Annotated in this window: 21 protein-coding genes; 11 read left to right on the forward strand and 10 right to left on the reverse strand. The window is 65.4% G+C overall.

Translation table 11 applies throughout. From position 1 onward, the window contains the following. Positions 1 to 18: 18 nt before the first annotated feature. The 4 genes from fliI to fliF are packed head-to-tail and all read right to left on the reverse strand — an operon-like array spanning position 19 to position 4,823. Entirely contained in the window at positions 19 to 1,413 is a 1,395-nt protein-coding gene (gene fliI / locus AC3RCE_RS22430; protein ID WP_492254003.1) for a flagellar protein export ATPase FliI, read from the reverse strand. Further along, a complete protein-coding gene (locus AC3RCE_RS22435; RefSeq protein WP_492245118.1) occupies positions 1,403 to 2,125 on the reverse strand; it encodes a FliH/SctL family protein in 723 nt (240 codons plus the stop codon). The genes fliI and AC3RCE_RS22435 overlap by 11 nt, the downstream gene beginning before the upstream one ends. After that, positions 2,109 to 3,104 carry a flagellar motor switch protein FliG gene (gene fliG / locus AC3RCE_RS22440; protein ID WP_218296970.1) on the reverse strand — a complete coding sequence of 332 codons (996 nt, stop codon included), beginning with the start codon at positions 3,102 to 3,104 and terminating at the stop codon, positions 2,109 to 2,111. The genes AC3RCE_RS22435 and fliG overlap by 17 nt, the downstream gene beginning before the upstream one ends. A 27-nt stretch (positions 3,105 to 3,131) precedes the next feature. After that, positions 3,132 to 4,823 carry a flagellar basal-body MS-ring/collar protein FliF gene (fliF, locus tag AC3RCE_RS22445; protein WP_218341828.1) on the reverse strand — a complete coding sequence of 564 codons (1,692 nt, stop codon included), beginning with the start codon at positions 4,821 to 4,823 and terminating at the stop codon, positions 3,132 to 3,134. Between the two features lie 173 nt (positions 4,824 to 4,996). Between fliF and fliE the strand changes: the two genes are divergently transcribed. Then, complete coding sequence (gene fliE / locus AC3RCE_RS22450) at positions 4,997 to 5,308, forward strand: flagellar hook-basal body complex protein FliE (RefSeq protein ID WP_218296968.1); 312 nt, start codon at positions 4,997 to 4,999, stop codon at positions 5,306 to 5,308. A 412-nt stretch (positions 5,309 to 5,720) separates the two neighbouring features. On the opposite strand, the gene AC3RCE_RS22455 is transcribed toward fliE, so the two are convergent. The 4 genes from AC3RCE_RS22455 to AC3RCE_RS22470 form a co-directional block, all read right to left on the reverse strand. Beyond that, the gene (locus AC3RCE_RS22455) at positions 5,721 to 6,020 is read right to left on the reverse strand and encodes a flagellar protein FliT (RefSeq protein WP_063461658.1); all 300 of its coding nucleotides are present in this window, start codon (positions 6,018 to 6,020) and stop codon (positions 5,721 to 5,723) included. Positions 6,021 to 6,023: 3 nt separating this feature from the next. Continuing rightward, positions 6,024 to 6,470, reverse strand: a complete 447-nt coding sequence (gene fliS / locus AC3RCE_RS22460; RefSeq protein ID WP_218296967.1) for a flagellar export chaperone FliS — start codon at positions 6,468 to 6,470, stop codon at positions 6,024 to 6,026. 61 nt (positions 6,471 to 6,531) lie between these two features. After that, complete coding sequence (gene fliD, locus AC3RCE_RS22465) at positions 6,532 to 7,974, reverse strand: flagellar filament capping protein FliD (RefSeq protein ID WP_218296966.1); 1,443 nt, start codon at positions 7,972 to 7,974, stop codon at positions 6,532 to 6,534. Positions 7,975 to 8,197: 223 nt separating this feature from the next. Next, the gene (locus AC3RCE_RS22470; RefSeq protein ID WP_218296965.1) at positions 8,198 to 9,637 is read right to left on the reverse strand and encodes a flagellin N-terminal helical domain-containing protein; all 1,440 of its coding nucleotides are present in this window, start codon (positions 9,635 to 9,637) and stop codon (positions 8,198 to 8,200) included. Between the two features lie 325 nt (positions 9,638 to 9,962). Between AC3RCE_RS22470 and AC3RCE_RS22475 the strand changes: the two genes are divergently transcribed. The 10 genes from AC3RCE_RS22475 to AC3RCE_RS22520 all read left to right on the forward strand — a co-directional run bounded on the left by AC3RCE_RS22475 (position 9,963) and on the right by AC3RCE_RS22520 (position 21,155). Further along, the gene (locus AC3RCE_RS22475; RefSeq protein ID WP_369643497.1) at positions 9,963 to 11,438 is read left to right on the forward strand and encodes a flagellin N-terminal helical domain-containing protein; all 1,476 of its coding nucleotides are present in this window, start codon (positions 9,963 to 9,965) and stop codon (positions 11,436 to 11,438) included. Positions 11,439 to 11,715: 277 nt separating this feature from the next. Continuing rightward, positions 11,716 to 12,576, forward strand: coding sequence for a flagellar motor stator protein MotA (gene motA / locus AC3RCE_RS22480; RefSeq protein WP_218296963.1), 861 nt, complete (start codon positions 11,716 to 11,718; stop codon positions 12,574 to 12,576). 148 nt (positions 12,577 to 12,724) lie between these two features. After that, positions 12,725 to 13,657, forward strand: a complete 933-nt coding sequence (motB, locus tag AC3RCE_RS22485) for a flagellar motor protein MotB (protein WP_369643498.1) — start codon at positions 12,725 to 12,727, stop codon at positions 13,655 to 13,657. Between the two features lie 72 nt (positions 13,658 to 13,729). Continuing rightward, positions 13,730 to 14,116: a chemotaxis response regulator CheY gene (gene cheY, locus AC3RCE_RS22490; RefSeq protein WP_010466076.1), complete on the forward strand. Its 387-nt coding sequence runs from the start codon at positions 13,730 to 13,732 to the stop codon at positions 14,114 to 14,116. A gap of 4 nt (positions 14,117 to 14,120) precedes the next feature. Continuing rightward, the gene (locus tag AC3RCE_RS22495) at positions 14,121 to 14,747 is read left to right on the forward strand and encodes a protein phosphatase CheZ (RefSeq protein WP_218296961.1); all 627 of its coding nucleotides are present in this window, start codon (positions 14,121 to 14,123) and stop codon (positions 14,745 to 14,747) included. Between the two features lie 159 nt (positions 14,748 to 14,906). Beyond that, positions 14,907 to 16,061: an EscU/YscU/HrcU family type III secretion system export apparatus switch protein gene (locus AC3RCE_RS22500; RefSeq protein ID WP_218341825.1), complete on the forward strand. Its 1,155-nt coding sequence runs from the start codon at positions 14,907 to 14,909 to the stop codon at positions 16,059 to 16,061. After that, the gene (gene flhA, locus AC3RCE_RS22505; RefSeq protein ID WP_218296959.1) at positions 16,058 to 18,139 is read left to right on the forward strand and encodes a flagellar biosynthesis protein FlhA; all 2,082 of its coding nucleotides are present in this window, start codon (positions 16,058 to 16,060) and stop codon (positions 18,137 to 18,139) included. Before AC3RCE_RS22500 ends, flhA begins: the two co-directional genes overlap by 4 nt. Further along, entirely contained in the window at positions 18,136 to 19,644 is a 1,509-nt protein-coding gene (gene flhF, locus AC3RCE_RS22510) for a flagellar biosynthesis GTPase FlhF (RefSeq protein WP_218296958.1), read from the forward strand. The genes flhA and flhF overlap by 4 nt, the downstream gene beginning before the upstream one ends. Further along, positions 19,637 to 20,434 (forward strand): hypothetical protein, encoded by a 798-nt coding sequence (locus tag AC3RCE_RS22515; protein ID WP_218341823.1) that lies wholly within the window; start codon positions 19,637 to 19,639, stop codon positions 20,432 to 20,434. The genes flhF and AC3RCE_RS22515 overlap by 8 nt, the downstream gene beginning before the upstream one ends. A gap of 4 nt (positions 20,435 to 20,438) precedes the next feature. After that, positions 20,439 to 21,155, forward strand: coding sequence for an RNA polymerase sigma factor FliA (locus tag AC3RCE_RS22520; RefSeq protein WP_218296956.1), 717 nt, complete (start codon positions 20,439 to 20,441; stop codon positions 21,153 to 21,155). Positions 21,156 to 21,437: 282 nt separating this feature from the next. Here the strand turns inward: AC3RCE_RS22520 and AC3RCE_RS22525 are convergent, their stop codons facing one another. Further along, positions 21,438 to 21,713, reverse strand: coding sequence for a hypothetical protein (locus tag AC3RCE_RS22525; protein WP_255591934.1), 276 nt, complete (start codon positions 21,711 to 21,713; stop codon positions 21,438 to 21,440). A gap of 147 nt (positions 21,714 to 21,860) precedes the next feature. After that, complete coding sequence (flgM, locus tag AC3RCE_RS22530; RefSeq protein WP_218341822.1) at positions 21,861 to 22,181, reverse strand: flagellar biosynthesis anti-sigma factor FlgM; 321 nt, start codon at positions 22,179 to 22,181, stop codon at positions 21,861 to 21,863. Positions 22,182 to 22,220: the final 39 nt, after the last annotated feature.

Consider the following 22,220-nt stretch of genomic DNA (forward strand, 5'->3'; position numbering starts at 1 on the left):
GCTGGCGACCCGCTGTGTTCAGTGGTCCAGCACCGCCGCCATGCCCGCGACGCTCTGGTCCATGGAGGCCGCCTCGAACATGTCCTGCTGCAGGAACCCCGCCATCTGCGGCTGCAGGCGGATGGCCTCGTCCAGCGCCGGATCGGAGCCGCTCATATAGGCGCCCACCTGCACCAGATCGCGGCTTTTCTGGTAGCGCGAATACACCGCCCGAAAGCGCCGCGCCAGGTCGAAATGCCCGCGCGACACCACGTTGTGCATCACGCGCGACGCGGATTGCTCGATGTCGATGGCGGGGAAATGGCCCGTCTCGGCCAGCGCGCGCGAGAGCACGATGTGGCCATCCAGGATGGCGCGCGCCGCGTCGGCGATGGGGTCCTGCTGGTCATCCCCTTCCGAGAGCACTGTATAGAAGGCCGTGATGGACCCGACGCCATGCAGTCCGTTGCCGCTGCGCTCCACGAGTTGAGGGAGCTTGGCGAAACAGGAGGGCGGATAGCCCTTGGTGGCAGGGGGTTCGCCAATGGCCAGCGCGATTTCGCGCTGGGCCATCGCATAGCGGGTCAATGAATCCATGAGCAGCAGCACATGCTTTCCCTTGTCGCGGAAATGCTCGGCCACGGCCGTGGCATAGGCCGCGCCCTGCATGCGCAGCAGGGGAGGTGAGTCCGCCGGAGCGGCCACCACGACCGAGCGCGCGCGGCCGTCTTCGCCCAGGATGTCCTCGACGAATTCCTTGACTTCGCGCCCCCGCTCGCCAATCAGCCCCACCACGATCACGTCGGCGCGGGTGTAGCGGGCCATCATGCCCAGCAGGACGCTCTTGCCCACCCCAGAGCCTGCGAACAGGCCCAGGCGCTGGCCGCGCCCCACCGTGAGCAGGGCGTTGATGGCGCGCACGCCGGTGTCCAGCGATTCGCGCACGGGATCGCGGTCCATGGCATTGATCTGGCGGCGCCCCATGGGCTCGGACACCACGTCCTGCACCGGCCCGCCATGGTCCAGCGGCAGGCCCTGCGCGTCCACCACCCGTCCGAGCAGGCCCTCGCCCATGGGCAAGCGCAGCACACCGGCGCGCTGGATGGCCCGCGCGGGCTCGCCCAGGCGCGGCATGGGAACGTAGGGCGCCGCCGGCACCACGCTCGCGCCGCTGGACAGCCCGTGGATGTCTCCCGCCGGCATCAGAAACGCGCGATCGGCGGAGAACCCCACCACCTCGGCCAGCACCGGGGCATGGCCCGGCATCTGGACCATGCACTGCGAGCCCACCGGCACGCGGATGCCCACGGCCTCCAGCACCAGGCCTGTCAGCCGTGTCAGGGTGCCGCGTGTTTCCAGCGGAGCGCCCTCGGCAACACGCTCGCGCGCATCCTCGATGAGGCGTGTCCAGGCGGCGGGGGCCTCAACGCTCATCGCCGCCCTCCTCCTGCCAGGGCGACTGGAGGCCCAGCGCCGCGATGGCGCGCTGCCAGCGCTTGTCCAGGCTGCCATCCACCACGGTGCCCGCAGACTCGACCAGACAGCCGCCTGGCGGTACTGCGGCATCGGCCATCCACTGCACCCCCGGCGCATCCATCTCCTCGCGCAGGGGCTGGGCCATCGCCTCCATGTCGGCGGGGTTCAACCGGACCATCGCGGGCCGGCCTTCGGTCACCAGCATGCCCACGGCCTCCCGCACCACGGGCTGCAGGGCATTGGGGTTGACGGACAGCTCCTGGCGCACCACCTGGCGTGCGATGTCGCACGCCAGTTCCAGCAGCTGCTGGGCCATCTGCTGCTGCATGTCGATCAGGCTCGCGTCCAGCGTCTGCATCACACCCTGAAGGCGCAGGGCGGCTTCGTTCCCTTGCTGCGCGATGTAGTCATCCATGCGGCGCTGCCACTCCAGTGCCGTTTGGGCCTGGCCCTGGGCAAAGCCCTCGGCATACGCGTCGTCACACGCCTGCTGGACCAGCGCCTGCTGCGCGGCCTCGTCTATTTCGACCGGAATCTCGGCCACGGGCTCTGGTTCTGGCTCGACGAGGTCGGAGCCATCCACGGCGCCAAACTTCCACTGTGTGAAATCGCCGACTTCCTCGCTGGGGATGAAGCGCGAGTACGAACGCTGGCTAGACGAAGGCATCATCACCGCCGGATCCAATCACGATCTGACCCTCGTCGGACAGGCGACGCACGGTCTTGAGAATTTCCTTCTGCTGGGCCTCGACTTCGGACAGCCGCATCGGGCCGCGCGATTCGAGGTCTTCGCGCAGCGCTTCGGAAGCACGCGAGGACATGTTCGAGAGGAACTTCTCGCGCAACTCCGGCACCGCTCCCTTGAGCGCAACGATGAGCGTTTCGGAAGCCACTTCCTTGAGCACGGTCTGGATCGCCTTGTCGTCGAGCTTGAGCACGTCCTCGAACACGAACATCTTGTCCATGATCTTCTGGGCCAGGTCGGGGTCGTAGCCGCGGATGGACTCCAGCACCACGGCATCCATGTTGCCGCCCAGCAGGTTGATGATCTCGGCCGCTGCCTTGACGCCGCCGAGCGAGCTCTTGCGGATCTTGTCGCCGCCGGCCAGCACCTTGAACAGCACCTCGTTGAGGTCCTTGAGCGCCGTCGGCTGTATGCCTTCGAGCGTGGCCACGCGCAACAGAATTTCACTGCGCTGGCGGTCCGTGAGGTGCATCAGGATGCCCGATGCCTGGTCGCTGTCCAGGTGCACCAGGATGGCCGCGACGATCTGGGGATGTTCGTTGCGCAGCAACTCGGCCACGGACAGCGGGTCCATCCACTTCAGGCTTTCGATGCCCGAGACGTCGCCCCCCTGCAGGATGCGGTCGATGAGCAGCCCGGCCTTGTCATCCCCCAGCGCACGCCGCAGCACGGCGCGCACGTAGTTGCCGGTATCCGACACCAGAAGGCTCTGCGCCGCCGCCGCGTTGGAGAACTTGTTGATGACCTCGTCCACCTTGTCGCGCGACACCGAGCGCATGCGCGCAATGGTTTCGCCGAGCTTCTGCACTTCCTTGGGCGAGAAATGCTTGAACACTTCGGCCGCCTCTTCCTCGCCGAGGGACATCAGCATGATGGCTGCGTCGTTGAGTCCTTGGTCGTCCATGGTGGTCGTCGTCCGTGATGTCGGCGGTCAGACTGGCTCGCCGTTGAGCCAGGTCTTCAGGATATTGGCCACGGCCACAGGGTTCTCCTTGGCCAGCACCCGCGCCTCTTCCAGGCGCAGCTGCTCCGGCGTGGCGGGAAGCACTTCGTTCTTCGCGGCGGGCGCAGGCAGCGCGGGGCGCTCGGGTGTTTCGGACTCCACGGCGTCGAGCTGGCCGCCGGCCACCGGGATGGCGCGGGGCTTGGCAGCGGCGCCGCCCTTGAGCGCCGGCCGCACCAGGCCCAGCAGCACCAGGGCCGCGAACAGAACCGCACCCACTGGCCAGGCGAAGGTCTTGGCCAGTTCGATCACTTCAGGCTGTTTCCACAGCGGAACGTCGTTGGCAGGCGTCGCGTCCACCTGGAACGGGGTGTTCATGAGGTTGACCGAGTCGCCACGATCCCGGTTGAAGCCAATGGTTTCGCGCACCAGGGCGGTCATCTGCTCGAGCTGCTCTGGCGTGAGCGCCTTGGATACCGTCTTGCCCTTGTCCTCGGCGGACTGGTAGTTCACGACCACCGCCGCACTCACCCGCTTGAGGGCGCCGCTGCCGCCACGCGTCACGCGCACGGTCTTGTCCACTTCGTAATTGGTGATGGATTCGCGCTTGCTCGCCGCTGCCTGCGCACCCTGGGCCTGCTGGCCCGCCGCCGTGGGTGCCGGATTGGCGCCGTTGATGGGCGCCGCAGCAGGAGCGGGAGGCTGGTTGGTCGTGGCGCCAGGCACGCCCGTGGGCAGCGGATTGCCCTGCGGACCGGAGCTTTCCACGATCTGCTGGCTGCGGATGGCGCTGGCATCGGTGGCGAGGTTGGGGCGGTGCTGCTCGGACGTGGATTCGGTCTGGGTGAAGTCCACCTCGGCCGTCACCTGCGCCTTGACGTTGTTGCGGCCCACCACGGGTTCCAGGATGTCCAGGATCCGGCGGGTGTACTGCTGCTCGATCTGCTGCACATACAGCAGTTGCTGCGCGTCGACCCCGGTTCCGGCGGCGCCATCGGGCGATTGGGACAGCAGCTTGCCCGTGTCGTCCAGCACGCTCACGGCGGAGGGCGCCAGTTCCGGCACGCTGGAGGCGACCAGGTGCACGATGCCCGCCAGCTGGGCACGGTCGAGCACGCGGCCGGGATGCAGGCTCACCAGCACGGAGGCCGAGGGTTTTTGCTGCTCCCGGAAAAAGCCATTCTGATTGGGAAGCGCCAGGTGCACGCGCGCGCCCTGCACGGACGACAGCGCCTGGATGGAGCGGGTGAGTTCACCCTCCAGGCCCCGCTGGAAGTTCAGGCGTTCCTGAAACTGCGTCATTCCGAATTTGCTGGACTCCATCAGCTCGAAGCCCGCCACGGAACCCTTGGGCAGGCCCTGGGTGGCCAGGCGCAGGCGCACGTCATGCACGCGGTCCGCGGGGATCAGGATCGCACCGCCGCCATCGGCATGCTTGTAGGGCACGTTCATCTGCGACAGCTGGGCGACGATGGCACCGCCATCCTTGTCGTTCAGGTTGGCGAACAGCACCCGGTAGTCGGGCTGGCGCCCCAGCACGATGGCCGCAATGGCCGCCGCCACCAGGAGCGCCGCACCCACGCCCAGCCGCATGCGCTGCGCCCTGTCCAGGGCAGACAGCCGCTGCAGCCAGTTCGGGCCGGCAGGGGGAGTGAGAGGAACTTCAGCAACTGCAGACATCTTGCTTTCCAGTAGGGCAGGCCCGACAAGGACCAAAGCGTGGGGTCGATTATTCGGCCACGCCCTCAAAATGTTCGCTGGATAAGCCGCGCGTTTGGCCATCAATTCAGAGCGATGGGCGGGGGCGCGATGGCTAGGATACGCAGCATACCCCCATTCCCACGGACACCGCCATGGACCTTCGCATCTCAAGCTCTACCGCCCCGCTCACGGGCGCTGGCGTGGCGCGCCGTGCTGCGGCGCCGCAAAACGACGCCAATGAAGTGGGTTTTTCAGGGGCGCTCAAAGGCGCGCTCCAGTCGGTCAGTGCGGCCCAGAACCGTGCCAGCGACCTGCAGACGGAAGTCCAGATGGAGAACCCCTCCGTCAGCCTCGAGGAAACCATGGTGGCGATCCAGAAGGCCCAGATCGGATTCCAGGCCACGCTGCACGTGCGCAACCGGATGGTGCAGGCCTATACCGACATCATGAACATGCAGGTATAGCAGGGGCGCTCCCCTGAGGCGCTGCGCGCCTTCCCCTCGCTCTCACAGCGCTGCGCGCTGTGGGCAAGGGGACGATGCCCTCGCTGCGGGGCGGCCCTTGCTGGACATCCCTCGCGGGGGCGCGCCGGTATCTGGCAGCGCAGGTCTGCGCTTACTCCTGATTTTGTAGCTGCTTGCGCTTTATGGATAAGCGCTACAGGCACTTTTTATTCCGTAAAAGACACGCCACACTCTCAGCACAGGGAGCTCCGCGACGCATCGCTGGCCGTGGCAGCTTCGTGACAAGCGTCAGGAATCAGCTGCTCTCAACTTAATAGCTGCTTGCGCCTGATGGACAAGCGGTAGCGCCGTATTTCATCCATGAAAAAGCCGACCTCGCGGGGTCGGCTTTGTCTGGGGCTTGGCGCATGCCTCAATGCATCATCTGCGGCTGGCCTTCGAACAGGTGTTCGAACTGCGCCAGCCAGGGCTCGGCCAGGCAACGGATCTGGGCATCGTTGCGCAGGATGCGCTGCATGATGCGGGTCTTTTCGCGCCGGTGCTCTGGCAGCAGTTCGTGTTCCTGCGACTTGAAGCGCAGTTGCTCGATCAGCACGGCACAGGCTCCTTCATAGCGCACCACGCCATCCCAGTCCTTGAGCCTGGCGGCCTCCAGCATCTTGGCGCTGCTGTCTTCGATCGCCTTGTAGTAGTCAATCAGCATGTGGGACATGGTTCAGGCCTCCACCAGTGCTGGCTGCCCCGGGGTGGCGGCCTCCGCGACGGCGCCCGATTGCTTGATCTGGCTCCAGCCCTGCGCCACCGGCTCGATCAGGCGCATGACCTCCTGCATCATGGCATCGTCGTTGCGGGCATTCGCCAGGATCAGGCGGTGCAGGCAGTAGTCATACAAGGCTCCCAGGTTCTGGGCCAGCTCCCCGCCATCCACCTTGTCGAGCGCCGTGCTCAGCCCCTCTTCAATGATGCGGACGGCCTTGGAGATATTGTTGACCTTGCCCAGCACGTCGCCGCGCGCCATGGCACCCCGCGCCGTGGCGATGGAGTTCAGGACACCTTCATACAGCAGGCTGACCAGCTGGTGCTGGTCCATCGTGTGCATGCTGGTTTCTACATTGATACGCTGATAAGCGTTGGCTGCACGGGGGCTATAGGCGCTGAACATGCTGGCAATCCTTGCGATGTATTACTTTAGTTATCGGCTACAGCCAGAAAAACTGAAGCGGTCAGCCCGAGGATTTATTCCAGGTGGTCACCTGCTGCGAGATATACGCATTGAGCGCATTCAGGCTCGACATCTTTGTATCAAGGGCGGTGTAGCGCGCCGTCAGGCTCTTTTCCAGGCGGTCCGCACGATCGTTGATCGTCTCCACGTCCTTGGCATTGAGCTTGAGGGATTGCTCGTAGATTTTTGCCTTGCTGGCGAAGAACCCGTCGTTTGCGAGCAGCTTGGTCGTGACCGCCTTGAATTTTCCGGCGAACCCGTCCTCCACGCTGCCGCCCTCCGGCCCCCGGAAGAAAGCCTTGACGTCGTCGGCGTTTTCCATGGCCTTGTTGAACTTGGTCGCGTCGAGCGTCAGGTTGCCGGTGGGCGCCACGTTGCCGAGCCCGCCCTCCGAGACCACTCCCACGGCAGACAGATTGCGCAGCGCGCCCGAGCTGTTCACGGACTGCAGCGCCATGCGCAAGGTGTTTTGCAAGGTCACCGCCGCGCTATCCCCCTGCAGCAACCCCGCCGTTTTGGTGCCCTGGTCGTACTTGGTGACCTCATTCAACGCCTGATTGATGGCGTTGTATGCGCTCACGAAGGCCTCGATGTTCTTCTTCACGGCAGAGTTGTCCTTGGCCACCGTCACCGCCACGTCGCCCGTGGTGACCTGCAGCGCCGTGAACGTCACGCCCGACACGGTATCGGCAAAGGCATTCGTTGCCGAAGTGACGGCAACGCCGTTGACGGTCGCGTTCGCGTTCGCCGCATACTCCGTCACGCCGCCCACCACGAGCCGCGACAAGCCCGCACCGTCCGCCAGGTTGCCGTCGGCGTCCGCCGCGCTCATCCGGTAGCCGGCATCCTCGCCCGTTGTCTTGCTGCGCAGCATCAGGCGCTCGCCGGAGGCATCGCTCAGCACGGTGGCCGTCACGCCGGCCTTCGAGCCATTGATCTTGCTGGCGACGTCCGCCAGCGTATCCGTGGCGCTGACTTCCACATTGACCGCGCCCGCGCTGCCCATCGTGAAGACCTTGGGCTCGCCGGACCACTTGCCCGTTTCAAAGGTCAGCGTGCCCGCCCCGACGGCCTGCTTGACGGGCGACAACGCCACGGAGATGGAGGACTGCGCCTTGGCCAGGTTCTGCACCTGCACATTGAATGACGTCGCCGCGGCGCCGCCCACGGCGGAGACCGACACGGCTTCCGGCTTGGCGGAGGTCGCGCTCACCCCGTTCCAGCCCGTGACGCTGGCGAGCTTGCTGGCGGCATCGGCCAGCGTGGAGACCAGGGATTTGAACTGTCCGAAGGCAGACACCTTCGCATTCGTGATGGCCGCCTGCTGGTTCAGGCCGTTGGTCTTGGTGATGGGGATCTTCACGGCGTCGACCGAAGCCTTGATCAGCCCATTGACGTCCACGTTGCCGCCCAGGCCGATGCCTATCGATGAAAAGCTAGCCATATCCCACCTCCTGAATCCGTGTCGGGTTGAATCGCCAGAAATTATCCAGGCCTTTGGCTTGTTGCATCCAGCCGATAAGCACCCAAGAAAGCCACCAATCTACCGCGTTGCAGCCCGATTGGCAAAAAGCGGAAAGCGGCGGCGACCAGGTCGCCTCCGCCTTGTGAGGAGCGGGCTTGTTTCACAAACCCGCCCCGCCTGTTCAACCCTCTGCCAAAGATGATCAGCGCAGCAGGGCCAGAACACCTTGTGGCAGCTGGTTGGCCTGGGCCACCATGGCCGTGCCAGCCTGCTGCAGGATCTGGGCGCGCGACAGGTTGGCGGTTTCTGCGGCAAAGTCGGCGTCCTGGATGCGGCCACGCGAGGCAGACATGTTTTCGGACGTGCTTTGCAGGTTGTTCACCGTGGTCTCGAAGCGCGACTGCAGGGCACCGAAGCTGGCGCGCTGGCCGTTGACGGCGGACAGGGCCGAATCGATGATCTTCAGGGCCTTGGTCGAACCGTCGACAGTCGACACGTCGATGGTGTTGACGGAATTCAGGGTCGAAGCACCGGCTGCCACGTACGCGGAGGTGCCGCCCAGAGAGAAGCCCTTGTCGGAGCTGAACTCCACCGTGCCACGCGAGTTGGCCGTGCCGCCAGCGACTGCCATGGACTGCGCGGCAGAGAAGGTCAGCGTAGCGGCCGTCGCGTTTTGCGATGCGAGGGTGGTCACGGCCACCGTCGAGTTGTTGACGATATTGATGTCCGAGCCCGCATCATTGGTCAGCAGGATGCCATCGCCGGCGCTGTTGAGCTTGGCGGTGATGCCGGTCTGCGATGCCACGTCATTGAATGCCTTGACGGCTTCGCCCAAGTCGGTTGCCGAGGTCGCGCTGAAGGTGATGTTGGCGGCGGTCGTGGTGTTGTCACCCTTGATCGCCAGGGACACGGCACCTGCCGTGGTGATCTTGAACTCGGACAGATTGCGAGCCGAAGCCGTCACGCCGGTGGTCTCGGCCGCTGCGTTGACCGCTGCGGCAATTTTCGAAGCCGTGTCGGCAGCGTCGACGTTCACCGTCTTGCTTTGCAGGCCGTTCACGATAACGGTCGCGGCGGCGGCGGCGGGGGCGGCGGCAGCCGCAGGAACGCTGGCCGAGGCCTTCAGCTGCGCACCATAGGTGGTCGTGCGGAAGTTGCCGGTGGTCGCCGTGATGGTCTGGTTGGCGTTGGCGCCCACCTGGAAGGTGGCGGAGCCGAACGAGCCGTCCAGCAGCTTCTGGCCATTGAATTCGGTCGTGGTGGAGATGCGGTCCAGTTCGGACAGCAGCTGGCCGACTTCAGCCTGAATGGCCTTGCGGTCGCCGGCGGAGTTGGTGGCATTGGCGGACTGCACGGACAGTTCACGCACACGTTGCAGGATGTCGCCAGAGGCCTTGAGCGCGCCTTCAGCGGTTTGCGCCAGCGAAATGCCGTCGTTGGCATTGCGCACTGCCTGGTTCAGGCCGCGGATCTGCGAGGTGAAGCGCTCGGAAATGGCCAGGCCGGCGGCGTCGTCCTTGGCGCTGTTGATGCGCAGGCCCGACGACAGGCGCTGGATGGAGGTGTTGAGCGACAGTTGGCTCATACCCAGATTGCGCTGGGCGGTCAAGGAACTGACGTTGGTGTTGATGGTAGCTGCCATTTGCAAATCTCCTGAAAAGAACTGACTGAACATGGCGTTGCCGCCAACCTGGTGCCAGGCAAGGCACCCGGCCATACGGTTCACAGCGCCAGCATGGCCTTCTGTAGAACGGCGGGCATTTACGTCCCGTTGCAAATGTTTTCGGAAGCTGCGGCGAAAACTTTAGGGCGAAACGCACAAGTTGCAGGGTTTTTGTGCGCTTTATCGCACCACTGCGCACCGCGCTCGACTTTCACAATTCACCCATCGTTCCCGTCTTGTCTGCCGGACGGTGGGGCTTCTACCGGCGCAGATTTGGTTTTTCAAGCCTTTAAGGAGCATATCCATGGCAGCCACTATCAATACCAACGTCAGCTCCCTGACCGCCCAGCGCAATCTGGGCATGAGCCAGGCATCGCTCAGCACCTCCATCCAGCGCCTGTCGTCGGGCCTGCGCATCAACAGCGCCAAGGACGACGCCGCCGGCCTGGCCATTTCCGAGCGCTTCACCACCCAGATCCGGGGCCTGAACCAGGCGGTGCGCAATGCCAACGATGGTATTTCCCTGGCCCAGGTCGCTGAAGGAGCCCTGGCGGGCGCCAGCAACATTCTGCAGCGTGTGCGCGAATTGTCCGTGCAATCCGCCAATGCCTCCAACTCCGCCGGCGACCGCAAGGCCATTCAGGCCGAAGTCGGCCAGCTGCTGTCCGAGCTGGACCGTATTTCCGTCACCACCGAGTTCAACGGCCAGAAGCTGCTGGACGGCTCGTTCGGCTCCGCCACCTTCCAGGTGGGCGCCAACGCCAACCAGACCATCACGGCGACCACCGGCAACTTCCGCACGACGACGTACGGAGCACAGCTCAAGCAGTCGGCGCCCGTGGTGGTGACGGCGGCGGCGGCCCCCACGGCGCTGACCGGCACGTTCGACATCGCCGGGTTGCAAACCAAGACGGTCACGCTCACCGCCACCGACACGATGGCCACCGCGGCCGCCAAAATCAACGCGCTCTCCGAATCCACCGGTGTCTCCGCGTCTGCACGCAACCAGGTCAACCTGACCACCTTCGTGGCTGGCGGCTCCTATTCTCTGGCGGTGAAGGGAGACAACGCGACCGCCGCCAACGTGACTTTCAGCGTATCCGCCGCCGGCGCGACCGCGGGCGGACTGGCGGAAGCCATCAAGGGTTTCAACGACGTGTCGTCGCAAACCGGCATCACCGCCAAACTCAACGACGCCGGCGACGGCATAGTGCTCATCAATGAGTCGGGTGCCAACATCCAGATTCAGAACAACTCCCTGGCGGGCAACACCATTGCCGTGGGCGCCTACGATGCCGCGACGTCGGCCTCCACCGGCACCCCCACCTTTGTCGCGGGTGTCGCCGCTGCGCCCGCCGGCGGCTTTGCGACGGCCACCGGGTACCTGGAGATGAGCTCGGACAAGGGCTTCGCCATTACCAATCTGACGGGCACGCCCCCGGTCACGGCGACGGCATCCACGTTGAACGCCGTCAACGTCATCGACGTGTCCACCGTCGACGGCTCGACCAAGGCCCTGAAGATCATCGATTCGGCCCTGGCGGCAGTGAACGGCCAGCGTGCAAGCTTTGGTGCCTTGCAGGCGCGATTCGAGACCACCATCTCGAACCTGCAGCTGTCCTCGGAAAACATGTCTGCCTCGCGTGGCCGCATCCAGGACGCCGACTTTGCCGCAGAAACCGCCAACCTGTCGCGCGCCCAGATCCTGCAGCAGGCTGGCACGGCCATGGTGGCCCAGGCCAACCAGATTCCGCAGGGCGTGCTGGCCTTGCTCAAGTAGTGGTGGCACGCAGGCCTGGGTGGGCGAAAAGTCTCAAAAACAGGAGCATCTACCGCTTACCACACAACCACTAGAGGCCAATTTGGCCTCTTTTTTTGCGCCGTATTGTGCTAACGTCATTGCGCGGCACGCCGGCCGCCAGGTCGTCCCAGGCAACCCGTTCGTTGGTCTGGCCCCTGCAATCCGATACATTTGAGAACACAGCGCCCGCGTTGTCTGCCCCCCCTGAATCCGCCGCATCGTTTGCCCGCTCGCCGCAACTCATCACGCACAAAGCATGTTTGTCATCATCGGTTACGTCGTTTGCCTAGGCTGCATCTTCGGCGTGTACATCGTGCACGGGGGAAATATCAGCGTGATCCTGAAGGCCCTGCCCTTCGAGATCATCACCATCCTGGGGGGCGCGCTGGGCGCCTTCGTGGTGAACAACCAGCCCAAGGTGATCAAGGCCACCATGGCGGCCATCCCGATGGCGCTCAAGGGATCCAAGTACACCAAGGCGCGCTACATGGAGCTCATGGCGATGCTCTATGACATCCTGCAGAAGGCCCGCAAGGAGGGGCTGATGGCGATCGAAAAGGATGTGGAAGCACCCCACGAATCCGAGATCTTCAAGAAATACCCCACGGTGGGCAGCGACCACCACGTGATCGAGTTCACCACCGACTACCTGCGCATGATGGTGTCGGGCAACCTCAACTCGCACGAGATAGAGGCGTTGATGGACAGCGAGATCGACACCCACCACCAGGAGGCCCACGCGCCCGTGGCCGCGCTGGCGCGCCTGGCCGGCGCCCTGCCCGCGTTCGGGATCGTGGCCGCCGTGCTGGGCGTGGTGAACACCATGGGCTCGGTGGGCCAGCCGCCCTCGGTGCTGGGCGGCATGATCGGCTCGGCGCTGGTGGGCACGTTCCTCGGGATCTTGCTGGCCTACGGCGTGGTCGAGCCCCTGGGCGGCCTGGTCGAGCAAAAGACCGAAGATGCCGCCAAGGAGCTGCAGTGCATCAAGTCCACCCTGCTGGCCAGCATGCAGGGCTACAACCCGGCCACGGCCATCGAGTTTGGCCGCAAGGTGCTTTTCTCCAGCGTCCGCCCCAGCTTCACCGAGCTGGAGGGGCATGTGAAGGGGAAGAAATGAGACACCGCGCTGGTGCGCCACGCGCCTTCCCTCCGCGCTCGCGGCGCTGCGGGGCGGACCTTGGCTTGCTGCCCTGGCTTGGGACAAGCCGGCATCAAAGGCTGCGGGTGGTGCGCAGCGCCATGGGGAGCCGACGGGATAGCTGACCATGGCAGAAAAGAAGCTCCAGCCCATCATCATCAAGCGCATCAAGAAAGGCGGCCATGCGGTGCATGGCGGCGCCTGGAAGATCGCGTATGCCGACTTCGTGACGGCGATGATGGCGTTCTTCCTGCTGATGTGGCTGCTGGGTTCCACCGCCAAGGGCGAGCTGCAGGGGATTGCAGCCTATTTCGCGTCGCCGCTCAAGGTGGCCATGACCGGCGGCGACGGTGCCGGCAACAGTTCCAGCGTGATTCCCGGCGGGGGGAACGACCTGTCCAAGGTGCACGGCCAGGTGCGGCGCTCCGACGTGGAGGCCGCCAAGCAGCGCCGCATGAGCATCGACGCAGCCCGGGCCGAGCAGGCCAAGCAGGACCTGGACCGCATCAAGGCGCTGGAAGCCAAGATCGATGCGCTCATCACGGAAAACCCGCGCCTGAATGAATACAAGTCGCAGATCCGCATCGACATCACGCCCGACGGGTTGCAGATCCAGATCATCGACGACCAGAACCGCCCCATGTTCGACAGCGGCAGCGCGTTGGTGAAACCCTACATGCGCGACATCCTGCGTGAGATCGGCGCCGCCCTCGGCGGGGTGGAAAACCGCATCAGCCTAGCTGGCCATACCGATGCAGTCCCCTACGGAAACAGCGACCGGGGCTACAGCAACTGGGAGCTTTCGGCCGACCGCGCCAACGCCTCGCGCCGGGAGCTTGTCTCGGCCGGCATGCCAGACGCTAAACTGGGACGTGTGGTGGGCCTGGCGGCCAGCGATCTGCTGGAGCCAAAGAACCCGCGCGCACCCGCCAACCGGCGCATCACCATCACGGTGCTGACCCGGGAGGCCGAAGAACGACTCATGGGCAAGGGGATTCCCGAAATCACTTCGACAGAACTGTTGAATGAAAAGCGGGAAAATCCCCCCCTCGGCAGGTAAACGTTACGACTTGTCACCAACCCTGCCACCCATGACAATACTTACAGCCATTTCCGACCGAAAGGGTCCCACGTGACCACAGCCCTTCGTTTTTTGATCGTTGACGACTTCTCCACCATGCGGCGCATCGTGCGCAATCTGCTCAAGGAAAGCGGCTTTGCCGATGCCGACGAGGCCGAAGATGGCGTGGCCGCCCTGAACAAGCTGCGCAACAGCAAGTTCGACTTCGTGGTGACCGACATCAACATGCCCAACATGAACGGCTTCCAGCTGCTGGCGGAAATCAAGAAGGACGACAAGCTCAAGCACCTGCCCGTCCTGATGGTCACCGCGGAAGCCCGCAAGGAAGACATCGTGGCCGCCGCGCAGGGCGGGGCCGCCGGCTACATCGTCAAACCCTTCACCAAGGCAACACTCGAAGAGAAAGTGACCTTGATCCTGAAAAAGATGGGGCTATGACACCATGGACGACATACCGGACAACAGCCAGCCGCCTGCGGATGTACACCACAAGATCGGCCTGCTGACACGCCAGCTGCACGACTCGCTCAACGAGCTGGGCTACGCCGACAAGCTGCGCGGCTCCATGGGCGAGCTGCCCGACGCCCAGAGCCGCCTGTCGTACATCGCCCGGCTGACCGGGGAAGCCGCCGAGAAAGTGCTCAACCGCGTCGAGCAGGCCAAGGCGCAGCACGACTACATCGCCGCCGAGACGCGCCGTGTGGTGACGTCCCTGGTCAAGGACCCGGTGGCGGCCGTGGCCAAGGGGGAAATCATGAATTTCCTCACCGATGTCGAGCGGGTGACGAAGGAAGCCGACACGCACCTCACCGAAATCATGATGGCGCAGGACTTCCACGACCTGACCGGGCAGGTGATCGCCCGGGTGGTCAATCTCGCCGCCACCATCGAGGACCAGCTGGTGCAGCTGCTGATCCAGACCGCCCCCCCCAATGCACAGGTGGCCGCCGTGGCCGAACCGCCCCGCACCCAGCACCTGCAGGGCCCCGTGGTGGACCCCGAGCACACTCCCGACGTGGTGACCGACCAGTCCCAGGTGGACGACCTGCTGGCCAGCCTCGGCTTCTGAGGCTGCGGCCACGCAACGCCGCCCGCGGCCCTGCGGCGGCCGCAGGCGCCACGCCGGCGCCTGTTACGTCTCTGAAAAGAGGGGGCTGCAGCCTCCTTATCGGCCTTTAGATTTCCGGGTCGCTCACGACAATGGCATGACACGAGCCGTCATGCCACCATGGAATCCAGCCAAGAAAAAAGCCTACCCGCGTCAGAGCGCAAGCTGCAGAAAGCGCGCGAAGACGGCCAGGGAGCACGCTCGCGCGATCTTTCCCACCTGGCGATCCTGGGCGCGGGCGCGGCCTGCCTGCTCATTCTGGCCCCCCAGCTGATGGACCACATGCAGCGGGCGATGAGCCAGCAGCTCGCGTTTGACGCCACCACCGTCATGGCGCCCGGCACCATGCTCAAGCGCCTGCAGGACATGGTCGTCGTGGGCCTGGTGGCCAGCGCGGTGTTCGCCATCCTCACCGGCGCCGCGGCCCTGATCAGCGCCATCGGCGCCGGCGGCTGGATTCTGAGCCTCAAGCCCATCTCGCCCCAGTTCAACCGGCTCAATCCGATCTCGGGGCTCGCCAACCTGTTTTCCAAGCAGCAGATGGCCAACGTGGCCAAGATGGTGCTGATGACCGCGGTCCTGAGCTACGTGGCCTGGAAGTTCATGGGCAACAGCATCGACACCGTGGCCATGCTGGTGCTGCAGCCCTCCCCCATGGCCATCCGCCAGCTGGCCGACTGGCTCACGTCCGGCATGAGCCTGCTGCTCCTGGTGGTGTTCCTGGCGGCGCTGGTGGACGTGCCCCTGCAGGCCTACTTCTTCAAGGCGCGCCTGAAGATGTCGCACGAGGAAATCAAGCAGGAGCACAAGGAATCCGACGGCAACCCCCACACCAAGGGCCGCATCCGCCAGAAGCAGCGCGAGATCGCCGACCGTGCCAGCGTGGGCGCCGTTCCCAAGGCCGACTTCGTGGTCATGAACCCCACCCACTACGCCGTGGCGCTCAAGTACGACGAGAAGACCATGAGCGCGCCGCAGGTCATCTCGCGCGGCACCGACCTCATCGCGCTCAAGATCCGCGACGTGGCCAAGGAGCACAACGTGCCCGTGCTGCAGTCGCCCATGCTGGCCCGGGCGCTGTATGCCCATGCCGAGCTGGACCAGGCCATTCCCGCCACGCTCTACACCGCCGTGGCCCAGGTGCTGGCCTACGTCTACCGCCTCAAGGCCGCCCTGCGCGGCGAAGGCCGCATGCCCGACAGCCTGGTGGAGCCGTTTGTGCCCCCTGAACTCGATCCGCTGAACCGCACGCCCGTGCAAGGTGCCGCCGCATGAACACCTCCGTGAAATCTTTGCAGCAATGGGCGGGCAGCAATGCCAACGCCCTCCAGGGGCTGTCGGCCCCGTTGCTCGTGGTGGCCATCCTGGCGCTCATGGTGCTGCCCATCCCGCCGTGGCTGCTCGACGCGTTCTTCACGCTGAACATCGCCGTGGCCCTGATGGTGATGATGGTGGCGGCCTACATGCTGCGCCCCCTGGATTTCGCGGCCTTTCCCTCGGTGCTGCTGCTGACCACCCTCATGCGCCTGTCGCTGAACGTGGCCTCCACCCGCGTGGTGCTGCTGGAAGGCCACACGGGCCCGGGCGCCGCCGGCGCGGTGATCGAGGCCTTCGGCCACTTCCTGATCGGTGGCAACTTTGCCGTCGGGCTGATCGTGTTCGCGATCCTGGTGGTGATCAACTTCGTGGTGATCACCAAGGGCGCCGAGCGCATTGCCGAAGTGTCGGCCCGCTTCACGCTGGACGCCATGCCCGGCAAGCAGATGGCGGTGGATGCCGACCTGAACGCCGGCCTGATCGACGAGAAGGAAGCCAAGCGCCGCCGCGCCGAAGTGGCGGAAGAAGCGAACTTCTTCGGGTCCATGGACGGTGCCTCCAAGTTCGTGCGCGGCGATGCGGTCGCCGGCATCCTGATTCTGCTGATCAACATCATCGGCGGCTTCGCCATCGGGGTCTTGCAGCACGACCTGTCGGCCAAGCAGGCGGCTGACAGCTACATCCTGCTGGCCATTGGTGATGCGCTGGTGGCGCAGATTCCCGGCCTGCTGATCTCGGTGGCTGCGGCCATGGTGATCTCGCGCGTGGGCAAGGACCACGACATGGGCCGCCAGATCGTGCAGCAGCTCTTCATGTCGCCCCGCGTGCTGGGCGTGACCGCCGGCATCCTGCTGCTGCTGGGCCTGATTCCGGGCATGCCCCACGTGGTGTTTCTGACCATGGGTGGCCTGCTCGCCTATGGCGCCTGGGTGCTGCACGAACGGCAGAAGGTGCCGCCCGAAGTCGAGGCCCCGCCCGCCCCCGTGAGCGACGGCGAAGCCACCTGGGACGACCTGCAGCCCGTGGACCTGCTGGGCCTGGAGCTGGGCTACCGCCTGATCAGCCTGGTGGACAAGAGCCGCCAGGGCGACCTGCTCACGCGCATCAAGGGCGTGCGCCGCAAGTTCGCGCAGGAAGTCGGCTTTCTGCCGCCCGCCGTGCACGTGCGCGACAACCTCGAATTGAAGCCCAGCGGCTACCGCATCACGCTGCGTGGCGTGGTGGTGGGCGAAGGCGAAGCCTTCCCCGGCATGTTCCTGGCCATCAACCCGGGCGGCATCACCACGCCCCTGATCGGCACCCCCACCACCGACCCCGCGTTCGGCCTCCCAGCACACTGGATCGACGACCGCCAGAAGGAAGCCGCACAAATGGCGGGTTTTACGGTCGTTGATTCCGAAACCGTGATGGCCACCCATTTGTCACACTTGATGCAAGTGCAAGCCGCCAAGCTCCTCAGTCGCACGGAAACGCAGCAACTCGTGGAGCACGTGGCCAAGCTGGCTCCCAAGCTCATCGAAGAAGTGGTCCCGAAAATGGTCTCCATCGCAACGTTCCAGAAAGTCCTCCAGCTGCTGCTGGAAGAGTCTGTGCACATCCGCGATATCCGCACCATCATCGAAACGCTGGCCGAGTTTGCCGGCGGCATCTCCGACCCGGTCGAGCTGGCCCGCCGCGTGCGCATCGCGCTGTCGCCCGCCATCGTGCAACAGATCTACGGCCCCACCCGCGAACTCAACGTCATCGCCATCGAACCAGGCCTCGAACGCCTGCTGGTGCAGGCGCTGGGCAACACGGCCGGCCCCGCCCTGGACCCTGGCGTGGCCGACATCCTCACGCAAAAGGCCGCCGAGGTGGCCCTCAAGCAGGAAGAGATGGGCCTGCCCGCCTGCCTGCTGGTGCCAGACCAGATCCGCAATGCCATCTCCCGCCTGGTGCGCCGCGTCGCGCCCCGGCTGCAGGTGCTTGCCCACAGTGAAATCCCCGAGACCCACACCATCCGCATTGGGCCGATCCTTAGAGGTGCATCAGCATGAACATCAAACGCTTCCACGCTCCCACATCCCGGGAGGCTCTGGCCAAAGCGCGCATGGCCTTTGGCGACGGCACATTGATCCTGTCCAACCGCCCCACGGCCAACGGCGTCGAAGTCGTGGCCACGGCCGAGGACACGCTCTCGGCGCTGGACGGTGGTGGCGCGGGCCCGTCCGCCAACCCGCCCTTGCTGGCCCCCACACCGGCGCGCAGCGCGCCCCAGCGCGCAAGCCAGGCAGCAGCAGCCGCCGCCGCCAGCACCCTGGGCCGCAACGCGGTGGAGGAAGACACCGAGCAGCTGGCGATGAGCACGCTGTCGTTCCAGGACTATGTGCGCGAGCGCATGCTGCGCCGCCGCCACGAGGCGCTCAATGGCCCGGCCGAACCGCAAACCCTGTCGGAGCGCAGCCGCGACCAGGAACCGGAGCGCGAACGCATGCCCGCGCCCGCCGTGGCGCGCCACAACCCGCTGCGCACCATCCCCATGGACATTCCGCCCGAGCCGCCACGCCGCCGGCAGGAGCCCGCCGTGAGCAGCGCCGTGCAATCGGCCGCCAACCAGCAGAGCGTGATGAGCGAGCTGCACGCGATGAAGGAACTGATCGAGGACCGTTTCAACACCCTGGCGTGGCTGGGGCAGGCGCGGCAGAACCCCATCCAGTCCAACCTCATGCTCAAGATGATCCGCGCAGGCTACTCCCCTTCCCTCGCCCGTGCCGTGCTGGAGCGCATGCCCGAGGAGCTGTCGGCCGCCGAATCCGTGCGCTGGCTCATGGAGGTGCTGGAGCGCAACCTCAGGACCGACCTGGCCGAACCCCCGCTGTACGAACAAGGCGGCATCTTCGCGCTGGTGGGCTCCACCGGCGTCGGCAAGACCACCACCACCGCCAAGCTGGCCGCGATGTGCGCGCGCATCCACGGCCCGGGCAGCGTGGGCCTGATCACGCTGGACACCTACCGTGTGGGAGCCCACGAGCAGCTGCGCACCTACGGCCGCATGCTGGGCATCGTCGCCCACCTGGCCCACGACCGCGCCGCGCTGCAGGACCTGCTGGGCCTGCTCAGCGGCAAGAAGATGGTGCTGATCGACACCACGGGCGTGGCCCCGCGCGACCCGCGCAAGCGCGACATGCTCGACGTGCTGGACCTGCCCCATGTGAACCGCCTGCTGGTGCTCAACGCGGGCTGCCATGGCGACACGCTCGACGATGTGCTCACGGCGTTCAAGACCGAAGGCTCCCAGCAGGCCATCCTGTCCAAGGTGGACGAAGCCGTGAAACTCGGCCCGGCCATCGACGCACTGATCCGCCACCAGATGGTGCTGCGCGGCGTGACCAACGGCCAGCGCGTGCCGGAAGACTGGGAGCGTGCCGATGCGCACAAGCTCATCAGCACCTCCATGCGCGCTCCCGCCAAGTCGGCTTTCGACCCCAAGGCAACCGACCTGAACTTCTTCTTCTCGCATTCGCCCGACACCATGAACGAACGGGGGCTGGTCGATGCTTGATATCGGCTTTCACCAGGCGGCAGGCCTGCACAGCTTCACCCCGCAGTCGGAACTGCGGGTGGTGGCGGTCGCCAGCCAGGACAACGCGGGCACCGGGCTGGAGACGCTGTGGCAGATCTGCGCGAGCCTGCAGCGCCTGGGCTACCCGGTGGTGGTGCTCGACGGCACCGCCCAGGAGACGGACGACAGCCCGGGGCTGCTGCACCTGCTGCAACAGGCGCCCTGGAACGAGGGTGTCAGCCTGAACATGGGGGCCATGGCCTCCTCGCTGGCGGTGATTCCGGCAGCCAAGGGCCTTCTGCGCATCAGCCGGGAAGCCAGCCGCAATGAAACGGCACCCCTGCCCAGCCTGCTGCCCTACTTCCGGACCTACGGGTTGATCGTGCTGCACGCGCCTGCGGCCACGCTCGGGCCGCTGCTGACGCACACGTCCACCATACCGCTGGTGGTGATGGGCGACGGATCGGCCGGCGTGCTGACCAGCTACAAGAGCCTCAAGCAGATCGCCCTGCACACGACCCTGCCCTGCATGGTGGCGGCCTTGCTGCGCGGCGACACCGCCGCCGAACGGCGCAAGACACAGCACGCGCTGCTGACCCTGCAGGACTGCGCGGAGCGCCACCTGGGTGGCCCGGTGCGCACGACCACCATCGCCACGCAGAACCCCCAGGACCTCCAGCGCCTGGCCTTGCAACTACTGGAAAATGCGGGCACTATCAGTGAATCGCTGACTGCGCTGCCACCCAGCAACTTGACAGGCATGCCTGCGCATTTTGTCCGGAGCCACTGATCTGATGTACACCGCCAAAGGCCAGCTCGATCGTGATGCGCTGATCCGCCAGCACGTCCCGCTGGTGCGAAGGATTGCGCACCACATGATCGCCAAGCTGCCGCCCAACGTGGAGCTGGACGATTTGATCCAGGTCGGCATGATGGGCCTGGCGGAAGCACTCTCGCGCTACGAAGCCGCCCAGGGCGTGCAGTTCGAGACCTTCGCGACCCAGCGCATCCGCGGCGCCATGCTCGACGAGTTGCGCGAGGGCGACTGGATGTCCCGCAGCTCGCGCAAGAGCCAGAAAGACATCGAGCACGCCGTGCAACGGCTGGAGCAGAAACTCGGTCGCAGCCCGCTCGAATCCGAGATCGCCAGTGAAATGGGCATGAACCTGGCGGACTACCAGAACCTGCTGGGCAAGGTGCGGGGCACGCAGCTGGTGTACCTGGAAGACATGACACACGGCAACGAGGACGACGACGGTTTCCTGGACCGCCATGTTGCCGACGGCGATGCCGACCCCATGGAATTGCTGCGCGACCAGCGGCTCAAGATGTCCCTGGTCAACGCCATCAAGAGCCTGCCCGAGCGCGAGCAGCACATCATGGGCATGTACTACGAGCACGACATGAATCTCAAAGAGATCGCGGCCGTGCTGGGGGTTACCGAGTCACGGGTGTGCCAGCTGCATAGCCAGTCCATCGCCCGCTTGCGTGCCAAGATGCGGGCGCATTAGGGCTCCCTGAGGCCATGGCTCCCCCTGAGTCGCCTGCGGCGCCTTCCCCCTGAGGGGGACGCCACCCCTGGACTGGCGAAGCCAGATCCACGGTGGCACTGGTATTGGGCTGCGACCGTTTCGACGGCCATTGCGCAAGGCCGAACTCCGACGTACTGACCCCGGTTCGCTATCGATGGGATAGCTGCTTGCGCTTGACTTGCGTTGGATCAAGCCGGTTTGGCCATTCAAACGCAGGTAGCTCAAGCGCTGGTAGCTATCTTTTTTGAGTTGCGACTCGACTCAGCCCGCCGACTTGTAGATCCGTGCCACGCCGGGCTTGCCGGGCTGGGCGCCGCGGCCGTCGCCATAGGTGGCGGGGGAGCCGGCCTGGGGCAGCAGGCTGGCAACCTGGCGGTCGGCGTTGGCGGACAGGCGGGCGAGGCCCTCGCGGTGATTGGCGAGCATGTCGCCGATGGCATCCACCCTCTTTTGCAACTGCGCGGGCAAAGGCAGGCCCCGGGCCGCCGCCTGCTCCAGGACGCGCGCGAACTGGGCCGCAGCATCCCGCAGGGCCATGCTGTTTTTCTCAAGGGATGGGGGATCTGCCGCAAGAAGGGCGGCGGAGACTTTTTCGATCAGCTGTTCAACAGCCGAGAGGGATTCTTCCAGCGACATGGCCCATTGTGCGCTGGATGGCATCTGGCTGCCAAGCGAGCTGTGGGATCAGCCGCGGGAGCGGGAGAGGATTTCCTGGGCGTTGGTGAGCATCTTGTCGGCAATGGCCTCGGCATCCACCGAGAACGTGCCTTTTTCGATGGCCGTGCGCACGGCCTTGACCTTGCCAGCATCGAAATCGCCCGTGGAACGGGCCGTCTGGTCCAGTGCGCGGGCTGCGGTGGACACCGTGACGGGCACACCGGCGGTTGACACGGCCGCTGCGTCCTTGGCGGCTCCTTCAGCAGCGCTGGCAGGACTTTTGGCCTGCTTGGCAGGCCCCGTCTGCGCCAAGGCGCCCGGGAGTTCCGGTTTTTGACCAATCTTCATCGCTCTCTCCACCACCCCGCTTGATGTGGGGCACAGTAG

The organism is Acidovorax sp. GW823-FHT05D11 (genome assembly GCF_058795695.1).